The 13,483-nt window shown below is 63.2% G+C and carries 8 protein-coding genes and 1 pseudogene; 3 read left to right on the top strand and 6 right to left on the bottom strand.

Annotation, left to right across the window (positions count from 1 at the left end; all coding sequences use genetic code 11):
- Window positions 1–32 precede the first annotated feature (32 nt).
- Both QP457_RS20160 and QP457_RS20155 read left to right on the top strand, forming a co-directional pair.
- Window positions 33–2,348: a TonB-dependent receptor gene (locus QP457_RS20160; protein ID WP_205405250.1), complete on the top strand. Its 2,316-nt coding sequence runs from the start codon at window positions 33–35 to the stop codon at window positions 2,346–2,348.
- A 192-nt stretch (window positions 2,349–2,540) separates the two neighbouring features.
- Complete coding sequence (locus QP457_RS20155; RefSeq protein ID WP_286040901.1) at window positions 2,541–2,849, top strand: hypothetical protein; 309 nt, start codon at window positions 2,541–2,543, stop codon at window positions 2,847–2,849.
- Window positions 2,850–2,888: 39 nt separating this feature from the next.
- On the opposite strand, the gene QP457_RS20150 is transcribed toward QP457_RS20155, so the two are convergent.
- The 4 genes and pseudogenes from QP457_RS20150 to QP457_RS20135 all read right to left on the bottom strand — a co-directional run bounded on the left by QP457_RS20150 (window position 2,889) and on the right by QP457_RS20135 (window position 10,561).
- Window positions 2,889–7,232 (bottom strand): AAA domain-containing protein, encoded by a 4,344-nt coding sequence (locus QP457_RS20150; RefSeq protein ID WP_205405248.1) that lies wholly within the window; start codon window positions 7,230–7,232, stop codon window positions 2,889–2,891.
- A 36-nt stretch (window positions 7,233–7,268) separates the two neighbouring features.
- On the bottom strand, window positions 7,269–7,721 hold the full coding sequence (locus QP457_RS20145) for a hypothetical protein (RefSeq protein WP_205405247.1): 453 nt from the start codon (window positions 7,719–7,721) through the stop codon (window positions 7,269–7,271).
- A gap of 99 nt (window positions 7,722–7,820) precedes the next feature.
- Window positions 7,821–9,328, bottom strand: a pseudogene (locus QP457_RS20140) (YifB family Mg chelatase-like AAA ATPase).
- A gap of 423 nt (window positions 9,329–9,751) precedes the next feature.
- The gene (locus QP457_RS20135; protein ID WP_205405246.1) at window positions 9,752–10,561 is read right to left on the bottom strand and encodes a trypsin-like serine protease; all 810 of its coding nucleotides are present in this window, start codon (window positions 10,559–10,561) and stop codon (window positions 9,752–9,754) included.
- Between the two features lie 649 nt (window positions 10,562–11,210).
- On the opposite strand from QP457_RS20135, the gene QP457_RS20130 reads away from it, so the two are divergent.
- Window positions 11,211–11,489, top strand: a complete 279-nt coding sequence (locus tag QP457_RS20130; protein WP_205405245.1) for a hypothetical protein — start codon at window positions 11,211–11,213, stop codon at window positions 11,487–11,489.
- Window positions 11,490–12,405: 916 nt separating this feature from the next.
- Here QP457_RS20130 and QP457_RS20125 read toward each other — a convergent pair.
- Window positions 12,406–12,975 carry a cold-shock protein gene (locus QP457_RS20125; protein ID WP_205405244.1) on the bottom strand — a complete coding sequence of 190 codons (570 nt, stop codon included), beginning with the start codon at window positions 12,973–12,975 and terminating at the stop codon, window positions 12,406–12,408.
- A 44-nt stretch (window positions 12,976–13,019) separates the two neighbouring features.
- Window positions 13,020–13,376, bottom strand: coding sequence for a hypothetical protein (locus QP457_RS20120; protein ID WP_205405243.1), 357 nt, complete (start codon window positions 13,374–13,376; stop codon window positions 13,020–13,022).
- Window positions 13,377–13,483: the final 107 nt, after the last annotated feature.

Below are 13,483 nucleotides of genomic sequence, written 5' to 3'. Positions count from 1 at the left end.
CGCCACTTTTCCCCTGCACCCTGGATCTGGCCATGAACACTCCACCTACGCTTCTTGCCCTGGCGATCGGCACCGCTCTCGTTGCACCACTGCACGCTGCCGAATCGACCGACGCCGCCCATGAGACCCCCACCACCCTGAACGCGCTGCAGGTCATCGCCACGCCGCGCGGTGCTGCTGTCGCCCCCACCCAGGTGGTCGGCCCCAACCGCTACGTCATCAACGCCACCGACCTGGACGCCATGGTGTCCGGCAACAACGGCCTGTCGATGCTGAAGAATGTGCCGGGCGCCAGCTACACCGCCACCGACGGTCTCGGTCTGGACATCTCCGCCACCAGCCTGTTCGTACGCGGTTTCCGCATGAATGAAATGGGCATCACCTTCGAAGGCGTGCCGCTGAACGACAACGGCTTCCTCTCGCTTACCGGCACCAGCGTGGTCAATGTCGGCGTGCCCGATGGCATCGGCTCGATCACGGTCAGCCCGGGCGGTGCGCCAGTCAGCGTGTTCTCCAGCAGCGTCAATGGCGGCAGCCTCGAGTACCGTCTGGCAGAGCTGCAGGACACGCCCAGCCTGCGCATCAAGCAGGGCGTGGGCAGCAACAACACGCTGGTCACCACGGTCTCGGGCCAGAGCGGCCAGTTGGGCGAGCACGGCCCGAAGCTGCTGGTCGACCTGCAGCGCGTGTCGGCCGACAAGTACCAGGGCGCGGGCACGCAGAAGTTCCTGCGCGGCGACCTCAAGGCGCAGCAGGATGTGGCGTGGGGTGACTTCACCGTGTTCCTGTCCGACAGCAAGGCCGCGGTGTGGGGCTACAACAACATCTCCTTCGACATGATCCGCAAGCTGGGCTGGAAGGCCGACAGCTTCTATCCGGACTATGCGTGGGCGTACTACGTGGCCTCGCCGGAGAACGCTGACAAATCCTGCGGCGCCTACACCTGCGGTGAGCTGTCCGAACTGATTCCGTACGACACCGGCCAGGTAACCCGCGACCGCGTCGCCTCGATCAACCACCGTTTCCAGATCACGCCCGCGCTCAGTGGCAACGTGCAGCTGTACAACGCCAACAGCCACACCCAGGCCACCTTGACCGACCCGACCGTGCCGTCACCCAACGGTGCGCCCTTCTCCGAACAGGTGCAGACGCCGCACCTCAACCGCTTGGGCGGCATGTTCAACCTGCAGTTCGAGGCCGGTGCGCACACCATCACCACCGGTTTCTGGCAGGAAAAGAGCAAGGCGGCGGCGAAGACCGAGTGGTACCAGCAGCCGCTGCTGGGGGAGGGCAAACCACTGAAGGCCACCGGGCCGTTCGATGTGTATGGGCCGGCGTTCCAGACCGACAATGCATCAAGCTGGGTGACCCGTTCACGGCAGTTCTACCTGCATGACAACTACGCTGTCACCGACACGCTGGTGCTGGGGCTGGGCTTCAAGGCGGTGGACTTCAGTACCACCGGGGGTGGCATCGGCGATGCGCCGGAGCGGCCGGTGAACGGCGCGCTGCGTGCCAAGAGCAACTTCCTGCCGCATGTATCGCTGTACTGGAGCCCGACAGAAAAGACCGATGCCTTCATCGACCTGGCCAACACCATGAACGGCTATCGCGTGGCCCAGCGCGGCAACATCGGCTACACCGCCTCGGCCTGGACCATCACCGACCAGGAAGAGTTCGACCGCGTGGCCGGCACCCTGCGGCCGGAGAAGAACTGGAACCTGACCGTCGGTGCCAGCCATCGCTTCGACCGGCTGACGGTGACGGCGGACGTGTTCTACAACGACATCCGCAACCGGCTGCTGTCGGCGGCGATCGGCACCCAGTTCGCACAGATCAACACGGTGCGGTTGATGCCGAAGATGCACGTGATCGGCGCCGACCTCGGCATCACCGCCGACCTCACCGATCACCTGCAGTTCTACCAGGGCATCGCGCTTGCGCGCTCGTACTACGACAGCGATTTCGTGGTGGGTGATACCGTGTACCCGATCAAGGGCAACGCACAGCCGGGCTATCCGCAGCTGTCGCTGGTCAGCGACCTGTCCGCGCACTTCGGCGGTTGGCGTTTCGGTGCCACCAGCACCTCGTACCTGCGCCAGCCCTTCACCTATGAAAACGACATCCGCGTGCCGACGTTCTGGCAGGTCAACGCATACACGGCCTACAAGCTGGGGCCGGACAGCCTGGTGCCGGGGCTGGAGCTGCGGCTGGACGTGAGCAACCTGTTCAACCGCAACAACATCGGCACCGCCACCATCGCCGGTTCGTCGTTCTCGGGGGATTACCAGACCCTGCAGCGCAGCGCACCACGGCAGGTGATGTTCAGCACCTCGATGTCGTTCTGAACTGCGGACCGGGGTCGGATCCCTCTGCCACGCAAAGGGTTCCGACCCCACCCGCTGTTTGCACGATCTGCACTGATTTCGTGGCACCAGCGCAAGGTTCCCACAATGTTGCTGGGTCATCCTGTACGCATGGCACAGCAGAACCCCCGTTTTCCTCCAGTCCGCAGGCGCGCCCATGGACGTCCGCGTCCGGTGCCGTTCGCCGCACCGACGGTCGATCTGGAGGCCGAGTACCAGTTCTGGCAGGTCTATGACCGCGTGGTCCGCCCCTTGCCCGGGGGCGGGTTCCGCCTGGCCTGGCTGGTGCTGCAGTCCGTGTACCGGGCGCGGGCGCGCTATCCCGCCGACACCCACAAGCTCGCGCTGTCACGCGTGCTGTTCGGTACCAACATCACCGACGCGCGGGCGGCCGAACTGGAAGAACTCTACGCGCTGGCCAGCCGCAGGCTGGCGGCGGTGGCGGTACGCGGCCAGGATTCTTTCCGCAGGACGGCGCCCTGATCCGTCCCGCATCACCCACCACGCGCGACATCGTCTCCGTCAGCTGACCTTGCAGGGCATGCAGATCCGTCCCACGCCGCCAGCACCTGCGCGCAGGTCAGGGTCAAAGAATTCCTCCTGGCTGCGGATCTGCCCGCAGCGGCTACAGACCTTCTTCTCCTTCGATTCCAGCCCCTGCACCTGCTCGATCACCTGATCGACCGCTGCCGAGCGAATCTCGGTGCCGGCCACTTCAATCAGGCGATAGAGCCGGTCGGACAGGGTCTGCACCGGGTCGCTGCCGAGATTGAAGCGGTTGATGCGCAGGAAGCGATAGCCGTAGCTCTCCAGCGTGAGCTGGCGCTCGACATCGGCCTCCACCAGATAGCGCTCGTGGTTGCCCACATGCACCGGCTTGTCGCGGCGGAAATGGAACTCGAAGCCGTCGTACTCGATCACGATCTGCAGCGCGCCGCGCACGGTCTGCACGGTCACCAGGAAGTCCACGCGCCACGCCGGGTGCTGGTAGGTCGGGTCGAGCTGGCGCAGGTAGTCGCCCACCGGGAACTGCGGAATGATTTCCACCGCGTCGCCATGTGCAAGCACGAAGGGCGTCTGCTGCAGCCACTGCAGCACCTTCGATTCCATCGGGCTGCGCGCGTCGGTCTGCGCGGCGTCGGGCGCGGGGCGATCCAACTGGCTGGCGTAGTAACGCAGCGCATTGCCGATCGCACCGCGGAACGCATCGACCGGCATCGAATGGACGAACCAGATCGCCTCCTGCGCACGGGAGAAGCCGACATTCAGGCGCTGCACTTTCAGCTTGTCCTCTACCGCATCCACCGCGCCAGTCAGGCTGACCGGGAAGATGTAGTTCAGCGCATCCTGGCCGGCGGTCGCCACCATCGAATAGAAGATCAGCCCGCGCTCCTCACCCTGGCAGGAGTCGACCGTCATCACCTTCAGGCGAAGCCGCTCTTCGAACTCGCGGCCGCGCGGATGGTTGAACAATGCCTTGGACAACAACGTCTGCTGCTCGCGGAAAGGCGTGATGATGCCCACCGTGGGCGGCGCCTCCGTATCCAGCAGTTCGGCCAGGCGCTCGGCAATGAACGCCGCTTCGGCGTCGTTGGTGCTGCGGCTGGTACGGTGCCCGCTGGCATCGACCTGGCTGAAGCGGATCACCTCCTGCAGCGGCCGGCTGCGGATCTTCAGTGCCTGCAGCTGGTGGTTGTAGAAGGTGGAGGACGAGAAACCAATCAGTTCCGCATAGCTGCGGAAGTGCTTGCGCAGCATCACCGAGTACGAGGCCGAGAGCGAGCAGAACTCCAGCACCGAGCGCTTCACATCGAACATGGCCAACCGTTCCAGCACGTCGGCCTGCTGGCTGACGTTGGCGCGGAAGTAGTTGACCAGATCCGAGCGGTACTTGTCGTTCAGCGCGATGCTGGCGTTGGCGGCCTTGACGTTGGAGAACTGCTTGGAGTCACCCAGCACCACCACCTTGCGCGCGCGCAGCAGCGCCGGCAGTGCCTGCGCCACCGAGACCTGCGAGCCTTCATCGATCACCAGCACGTCGAACAGGTCCGGTGCCAGCGGCATGTACTCGCCGAACTCGCGGATGCTGGCGATCATCACCGGGAACGACTCGCGCACGCTCTCGAACTTGTCCACCGGGAATTTCTGCCGGTTGGCGATCACGCCCGCCAATGCCCGCGCGTCGGCACGGTGATGATCCATGAAGCTGATCAGGCGCCCATCCACGTGGGCATTCATCACCGAGGTGTTCAGGCGTTCCAGCTTGGTCTTGGTGCCGACATAGTCGTACTGCGGTGCATCGACGAAGGCCTTGCGCGTGGCCATCCAGCCCTGCAGGAAGCGCAGGGTCAGCGCCCACAGCGCAGGGTCGTCCTTCGGCTCGGCCAGCAGGGTCTCGACGATGGCCGGATTGAGCCGCGCCAGCAGGGTCATTGCCTGCCGTGCAACCGCCGCACCCGGTCCCGGCGCGGCGCCGTGGGCGATCTGCCGGTAGCTGGCCGGCAGCTGTGCGCCCAGGTCTTCGGCCTCCAGTTTCATGCGCAGTGCGTTTGCGCCCTGCACGGTGGCCTGCAGGGCGGCTGCATCGTGCTTGAGCAGCAGCGGCCGTGTGGTGCCCAGCTGGTTGAGCTGCAGTTCCAGCCCGCGTACCGCATTGCCGCGCAGCAGATAGCCCAGCACCGGCATTTTCAGCTGCTGGTATTGCAGCAGCAGCGTGCCCAGCAGCCGCACCTGCTCGGCATCCAACGACTCGAACAGGTCCCAGCCGTCGACCGGTCGGTCGGCAAGGAAGGCCGTTGTCACCGCATCGCGACGGATGCGCTCGTCCAGCGACGCCGGGGTGTAATCGGTACTGCCGAACAGATCGGCAAGATAGGCCTCAAGCACGTCCGCCTGTGCGGTCACCGCTTCCAGCTCGGTCAGCACGTTGGCATCCATCACCGCGTGCACCTGCTGTAGCACCGCAGGCGCGCGTTCGCCCAGCTCCGCTTCCTGCTCGTGCATGGTCTTCACGGCGGCAAGCGAGACGCGCCCCAGCGTCTGCACGGTGCTGGAGATGGCCTGCCGCAGGGTCTGTGCGGTGTCCTGGCGCTCGCTCTCAAGAGCGGGCTGGTTGGCCTTCATGGCCTTGGCGAAGGCCGAAATCTGGCTGATGGTGCCGGTGGAGGTCAGGCGCTTGAAGTTCGCTGCCTGCTGGCCCAGCCGCAGGATGGGGTTGGGGAAATCGCGATCATGGCGGACCCGGCTCATCGCATCGGACAGCTTGTCGTACACCACGTCCAGCGCTTCTGTCTTGTCCGACAGCACCAGGCAGCTCTTCTTGTTGAACGCACAGTCGGCGGCAATGGCGGTAATGGTGTGCGACTTGCCGGTGCCGGGTGGGCCTTCGACCACCACGATCCGCCCCTGCGGCTCGCGCACGGCCAGCAGGATCTTGCGCTGCTCTTCATTCAACGGGATGGGCGAATCGAACACCATGCGCTCCACCAGCGGCAGCGCATTCCAGGCCGATTCCACCCGCTCCCCGATGGGCTCGGGGTTGCGCATCAGCACGCCTTCCACCATGCCGTGGAACAGATCCACCAGCTTCGACCCGCCATTGCGGGCCTGGTCGATGATCTCTTCGAAATCGTTCAGCAGCGCCTCGTCGGCGCGCTCGAACGCAGCCAGGTGCAGCGCAGGCGACAGCGCCACGGTGGCGGTGGACGCCTCGCTGGCGGACGAGGACAGCGAGACTTCACCGCCCAGATCCACCGCATTGGCCACCTGGCGGAACAGAGATGCCGCCACTTCAAACAGGCTTTGTGCCGGGTCGAGGTACTGGATGCGCTCCTGGATCGGCGATACCCACTCGCGCGCCATGCCCACCGCCAGCTCCTGCAGCACGAAGTCGATCGCACGGCGGTTGGCGAACAGACGGTTGCTGAGCGTCAGGGTGTAACCGGACCCATCCTTGGCCCGCACCACGTCCAGCGGCAGGTAGAACACCGGGTACTGCACGCCCGCGTACTTGAGCGTGCCCACGTAGAGATACAGCTGCAGGCCATCACCGGTGGCGACATAGGTTTCCAGGTCGCGGAACTCATGAAAGGCGTCCGCCGCCACGAAGTTCTCGAAGAAGGCCATCAGCGCGCTGATCGTGCCGTCGCGGGTCAACTGGTGCTCGCAGGCCTGCTGCAGCGGCAGCTCATCACCGGTGGCCAGCTGGCGTGCCAGCACTTCCGGCAGCGTCTGGTACAGATCGACAACGGAACGGGTGACCAGGTCCGATTCCGCCGCGTGCAGCGAATCCATCACCCAGTACGCCTGGCCCTGCAGCGGGCCGGCCAGATGCGCGATCAGCGGCCGCACGACCTGAACGCACATCGCATCCACCAGGCTGCCCTGCACCGATTCCACCCAGGCTTCCGGGTCTTCCAGTGCACCGGCCATGCTGGCGCGCGCCTTGTCGAGCACGGCCACGCGCACCGTGGCGATGGCGGTCTCGCTGATGGCGTTGACCTGCTCTTCGACAATCCGGCGCAGCGTCGCGCTGATGGGCCGGGTATAGCTGCGCGGGCCGATGGTGAACGACAGCTCCTCGCCGGAGGGCCGGCTGAGCAGCTTCCACAGCTCCTTGTCCAACGCCGGGTAGGGCGCGGTGCGCATGCCCGCGCGGAAGCCGGAATCGCTGGTGAGCACGATGCGGCGCCGCGGGGCCTGCGCGCGCTTGAAATCGGACTCGAGGAAATCGCGGAAGTACTGCGAGATCCGCACCGCGATTTCGCGCATCTTCGTTTCACCCAGTGGCCCGCCGCCGGTTGCCGCAGGTGTCAGCGGGGTGGATGCATCGGAGGTCGGCAGGTGCGGCGGCTGGGGAGTGCTCATGAATGACTGGGCGGGCACCTGGCGAGGCAGGCACCGCTAGGGACTGGGCCCTGCATGGTCGCACGCGTCGCCCGTGGCGGGGAGGGGGACAGCGCCCTCCTGCACCGACGGCAGGATCATGTGCGCCGTCAGCGATCGCCAGAACAGCGACTCGTCGTAGCTGTCAAAGTCCGTCCGGACCAGAATTGGCGACGGCAGGCCCTGCGCGCGCAGGCGCAGGCGGATGCTGGCCACTTCTTCGCTCAGCCCCATACCGAACAGCACCAGCTGTACCTTCGCATCGCGCAGCACGAACGACTCCTGCAGGCGCGTGCCGAGGCCAGCCGCCAGGAACGTTCCCACCAGGTCGTAGTTGCGCCACTCCAGCACCGACAGGCCGCTGTCCACGCTGTAGATCGATTCCATGCGGATGAGGCCGCGCCGTCCTATCGTCCGTGATATCCGCTGACGGGCGGCCTCCTGCCCGCCCATGATGAGCATCCTGAGCAAACCGCGTCTCCTTGTGTATGGGCTCGCGGAAATGGTCAGGGCGCAGGTGGCATGGCAGATATCAGATGAATCTGATTCCTTCGTGCATGCAGCAGCGTGCTAGGTACCTGGCTTGCCCCGATCCAGCTGCCGGTAGCCAATGGCCTCGGCCAGGTGCGCGGTCTGGATGGTTCCACTTTCGGCCAGGTCAGCGATCGTGCGTGCCACGCGCAGGATGCGATGCATGGCCCGCGCCGACAGCTGCAGTCGCTCGATCGCCTGCTCCAGCAGGTCCTGATCGGCTTCGCTCAAGCGCGTGCACGCACGCAGGGCGGCAGGCGGCAGGTGCGCGTTGAGGCCACCACGCGCCTGTTGCCGCGCGTGCGCCGCTTCCACCCTCGAACGTACGCTGGCGCTGGGCTCGCCCAGCGGTGTGCTCTCGCGCAGCTCCACCGCATCCAGGCGACTCACGTTGATGTGCAGGTCGATGCGGTCCAGCAACGGGCCCGATACCCGCGCGCGGTAGCGGGTGATTCGCTCGTCACTGCACAGGCAGCGGTTGCTGCGATCGCCCGCCCAGCCGCAGGGGCACGGGTTCATCGCCGCCACCAGTTGGAAGCGCGCGGGATAGACAACGCTTCGCGCCGCGCGGGAGATGCGGATATGGCCCGATTCCAGCGGCTCGCGCAGAGTTTCCAGCGCGCTGCGGTTCCACTCCGGCAGTTCATCCAGGAACAACACGCCATGGTGCGCCAGCGAGATTTCGCCAGGGCAGGGCGGATTACCGCCACCCACCAGCGCCGCTGCACTCGCGCTGTGGTGTGCGGGGCGCGGAACGGCCGCTGTCGCCAGCGCTTCGGGTCCAGTCCTTCGCCGCTGACCGAGGTGATTGCCGCCAACTGCAGGGCATCGATCTCCTCGCTATCCGGCAGCAGGCTGGGCAGGCGCGAGGCCAGCAGGGTCTTGCCGCAGCCGGGGCTGCCGATCAGCAACAGATGGTGACCACCGGCCGCCGCCACTTCCAGTGCCCGGCGTGCGAGCGCCTGCCCGCGCACGTCTGCCAGATCGGGCAGCGGCAAAGGTGTGGTGTCCACGCGTTCCACCTGTGGCAGCAGGCGCGGGTTGCCCAGCCCCGCACAGCATTCCAGCAGGGTGCGCGCCACCCGCACATCGGCGTGCTGGGCGAGGGCGGCTTCGGCAGCGTTACCCGGCGGCACGATCAGGATGCGCCCGGCTTCGGCGGCGGCGATGGCGGCGGGCAGCGCGCCGGATACCGGGCGCAGCTCGCCGGTCAGGCCCAGCTCGCCGAGGAACTCGTATTGCAGCAGCGACTGCGGATCGACTTGGCCACTGGCGGCGAGGATACCCAAGGCAATCGCCAGGTCATAGCGACCGCCTTCCTTGGGCAGGTCGGCGGGCGCGAGGTTCAAGGTGATGCGCCGCTGCGGGAAGTCGAAGCGCGCGCAGAGCATGGCGGCACGCACGCGCTCGCGCGACTCACGCACGCTGGTCTCGGCCAGGCCGACAATCTGGGTGACCGGCAGGCCACCGGAGAGATGCACCTCGATCCGCACCAGCGGGGCATCAACCCCGGCGCGGGCACGGCTGTGGACCAGCGCCAGGCTCATGTGTGGTTTCCTGCGGAGGGCGCTTGATGGTGCGGCGGCGATCTGCGGGTTTCCATCGGGAATTGCTGCTAAGACGACTCGGGGAATTCCGGAAGGTTGCGGATAACCGATAGTCTTGGCTAGATGCGTGATCTGGGTAGCTTCACATCCGTCCAGGAAGGCCATGGTCCGTGCCGCGCCCGGACCTGGGCGCATCGCAAGCTCCGACAGCTGCAGAACTTCAACGGCATGTGCCAGCGACTCCTGATTGCCTTCGCCGAGCAGTCTTCTTTCAATATAGAGCGTCTACATCGATGCAATTTGCAAGCATCGTGCTGACTAGGGGCGGAGATTTCTGTATTCCCGAAACACAGAGTGGTGCGAATAGACGCCTGGCTTGGCAACAAGGCCAGGCGCCACTACTTTCCAGCTTTTGAAGAACTCTTAGTTCGGTGTTGTGGGCGTTTGCCCCATGTTGCGGTCGATGCGCGAAATTATTTCAGACATGCGAAGCGCGACCACGCAGTCATTGCTATCGCCACTTTCGATTACCATGCCGACAATCGTCTGCGGTCTGATGGGAGGGTCTGCATCAACTAGGCCAGCAAATATCATTGGGCCGCCGCTGAAGCCAATATGACCAATGGTGTTCTGGACATCGCCATTCTCGCCCATTGATTGATTTCCCCTCCGCATTGCGATGTGGGTATCGCTGGACATTCCCCTGCTCTTGAAATGTTCATGGGGAATCGTCTCCAAGTCGGCGTACTGAGCTCTGACAGGGCTAAGATTCTTTGCTCTGGTATTTTTTGCGGAAATCTTCTTGTTCTTGGATCGTGGGAATCCAATCATTGTAAGAACCCGGGACTCTTGGCTAGTGGGGGGCTCTCGCTCGATCTGGCTTGATTGAACAACCTGCAAAATGGACCTTTCTTCATCATTTAGTTCATGCCAAGCGAGATCAATAGGGTCGTCGTTGCGCCCTGATTCCCCCGCGTCGGACACGTGCCACGCCCCCTGCACAGTCACCAGCTTCTGCGATGTGCTCCCCACGACAAGCTGGCCTGCTTTCTGATGGTCGATAACATGCGCTGCAGTGATCAAAAAATACTTGGAAGAATACTCAATTGCGAAACAGGTGCCAACATGTTCAGGATTCTCTCCCTCTTGGAATAGATAGATTGGAAAGATCGCATGTGAGAAGCCGTTCAATGCATCTGTCTTCGCGCGGTTCACTAGATCTTGTGGTGTCATGCTTCTCTCTCCATATTGGTTGATGATCCCTGTATCCCCGCTCGACGTTCTTACGTTGCGTCAAGATTATGGCGCAAGCTGCCTCTGGCTGATTGGTGCAAACGTTAGAGAGGCTCTGTGTCATTTGCAGGTTTAACCTATTTTCTTTGAACTATGCAAGTTCTAGCTGATCAAGCCCAGTCCGCTCTAGGCACCAATGTTCGAATTGTGACTTGGTGCTCCCGCTGGCAACTTCCAGTGTGCGCGACTCCTGTGGCCGCAGGAGCCACTAGGTTTAGTATGAAAAGTGTGGTGCTTACATTCGCAGATGTTGAGATGCTCGGATCCTATCTGTATGGTGTGATGGATCGTGCGGAGCGCCACGATCGGGCTGTTCGCGATATCGCGATGGCGCTGGTTGGCCCCATCCTGCGGCGCAACGATGAAAGGTGATGCTCCACAGATTAGAGGCGAAGGACGCGCTGTGGGCGTACATGGGGCGGAGCGTTTCGTATCCTTCTACACTATGCCGGCTCAGCGATTGAGGCGGATGAGGGAAGGCTCCAAGGCAAGACGCTGCACACGTTGTCAAATTTAACTACGGTCTCCGCTGCTTATCGGGTTTTCAAACTGCTTTGAAGCTAAGTGCTGCCTGGCAGAGGAGGAATACGTGGCTGAATTCAAGTACAAGCCCTACTACGCCTTTAACGGTGCTAGCCGGGCTGATCCGTTTCGTGACCACTTGGAAAAGGAGGAGGTGGAGCGAAACCTTCGGCTGTTCTTCGATGAGATCGGATACTACTTCGAGGGCGGGCAGTGCATGATTGAGCGGGACGACGATGGCGTGCTCAGCATCACGACGGACCTTGCCGAGCCCGAGTGCGATGAGCGTGTGAAGCGATGCTTGAACGGTTTGGATCTGTTTGCGACGAAGATCCATGGCCGGTAGTCTTGGTTACGCAAGCGTTCTGACTCCTGAGGTGAATATCACGTATGGGAATTCACGCCCATGAGCGTAAGCAACTTGGTCTTCGAGCAGCTTGGATCTCGCACAGTAATGGATTAGCTGACGGGAGGTGTGATTGATGCGATTTCGCTGACTGCGACGATAGCCGCTGGGTTGTCTGCGGCTTTTGCCGCGGTTTCTGCATTGATATCCGCGCGGACGTTGCAGGACTCAAAAGCTAGCCAGAGCAGAAAGCATATGCTCGATCAGGCTTTACTCTCTTTGGAGAGGGCATATGCTGCACTTGAAGACAAAGATGACCCCGGTGGATTGCCTATACGTGATCGAGTTGCTTGGCTCACAGCCGCACGCTTGCTCGCGAGGTACGAGACGATCAAGGGTCACGTGATCCTGGATGTCCATAAGGTGATCTTGGAGGAGCATGAGGACCACTGGCGCCTACGCTTCTACACGATCTTGGCGCGACTCGCTGTTTCGGGCGGGCCTGGCTTCTACGGTAGACACGGAGTGGTCAGTGCTGATGAGGGCGCCAAGACAATTGAGCCGATGTCTGCAGTGGTTGTTCATAGGTTTGCCCGTTGGCCAGAGGGAAAGAGCGCCCCTTTGCCCAGTCTTCAGCGAGGAGAGGTTCCTCCGAACGCAAAGTTCTTGGTTGTCAACCACAGTCTGGTGAGCTATTTGATGAGCGGCGGGTACATTGGCGATCCTCCCGCACCCTCCCGCTAGTCTCTAGAAATATGTTTCCTAAGTTACTTCCTGGGAACACGCTTCGCTATCGAGTGCCAATATCTCCCCTGACTCGCCAGCGCAGCTGTATGAGAACTCCCAATAGTGAGCTGATCAATCGATCACGACGCTAAATGATGAGTCACGAGCAGTCTTCTTCATCCGCCAATGCTCAGACCGTGGCATTGGGCGAGTCTAGGTAGTCCTTGGTGCCGCGCTGGAAAACCGTAGTGTCTAGCTTGCTCGGCCAACGGTCTCCGCCTCTGTCACCACCCAGTACACATCGATCCTTACGGGGCACTCGCTCGAAAAGGCGACGCAGTACCGTCAGGAACCAAGATGGCTCGTCAGGGCTCACCAGCAACAGATCATGGCTCTGGTCGTGATCCAGCCAACGCGGAACATTGGCGTGCAGGCGCGCGATATCGGGCGCGCGCCTTAGTGCATCCGTAGGGATTCGGATCAATACACGCGAGGATGCATTCTCCACCACCATCACCCGAACGCCCTTGCACCGGATCTCGAAGTACGTCGCTTCGGAATAGCGCGTGTGCAGTTCAAAGCCCTCCTGGGTCTTCGCGGTCACGAAGCCGAGCGCATCGCCGCGCAGCAACCGGTAATCGACCTCGTGCAGCGTCTGGTAGGCCCACACCTGCTCGCCTGCAGGTTCGGGCCAGTGCATCCACACCGCAACGGCCAAGACGCCGCACAGTGCCACAACTGCAAGCCCGAGCTTCTTCATTCATCACCCCACACAGGAAGAAGGACATGCTCACAAGCGCGCTGTCACTCCCTTGGCCGTACCCGTTCGTGGATGAAGGCGGTAAGTGCGATATCGGCCATCACCAGCCCTTCCATCACCCGGTCGCCCACGTACTGGTCGGGCTCACCGTTCTGACGCGTGCGCTCCGCTGCCAGCAGGAGTTCCTGCACGATGCGCTGGCCCGTCAGCGCGCAGTCGGCGTCGCACAACTGCATCTGCCGGCTGCGCAGGTGATGGCGCTCCGGCCACGGCTGACCATCGGCTGCAGCGCCGGCGCCGATGCTGCGCAGGATGGCGATGAGGCTGTTGGGGTCCAGAGCAGGTGCAGGCGAGGGCGCCTCCTGGATGGGGCGCGGGGGAGGGGAGTGCGGTGTGGTCATGGCAGGCTCCGTGCAAGCAGGCAGAAGCCGCCACCGATAAAGGTGGCGGACGATGCGTGGCTCGAAAACCGGCGTGTGATGATCCCCGGCGGGCGCAAGGCCCCCAC

The organism is Stenotrophomonas sp. As-7, assembly GCF_030291015.1.
Taxonomy (GTDB): Bacteria; Pseudomonadota; Gammaproteobacteria; order Xanthomonadales; family Xanthomonadaceae; genus Stenotrophomonas; species Stenotrophomonas lactitubi.
Note: the sequence above shows the minus strand (reverse complement) of the source record. Positions and strands in the feature narration are given on the sequence as shown.

Excerpts from the sequence above, each read along its gene's own strand:
- QP457_RS20160 (WP_205405250.1), top strand. The coding sequence starts at position 33 with ATGAACACTCCACCTACGCTTCTTGCCCTGGCGATCGGCACCGCTCTC.
- QP457_RS20150 (WP_205405248.1), bottom strand. The coding sequence starts at position 7,232 with ATGAGCACTCCCCAGCCGCCGCACCTGCCGACCTCCGATGCATCCACC.
- QP457_RS20135 (WP_205405246.1), bottom strand. The coding sequence starts at position 10,561 with ATGACACCACAAGATCTAGTGAACCGCGCGAAGACAGATGCATTGAAC.
- QP457_RS20125 (WP_205405244.1), bottom strand. The coding sequence starts at position 12,975 with ATGAAGAAGCTCGGGCTTGCAGTTGTGGCACTGTGCGGCGTCTTGGCC.
- QP457_RS20120 (WP_205405243.1), bottom strand. The coding sequence starts at position 13,376 with ATGACCACACCGCACTCCCCTCCCCCGCGCCCCATCCAGGAGGCGCCC.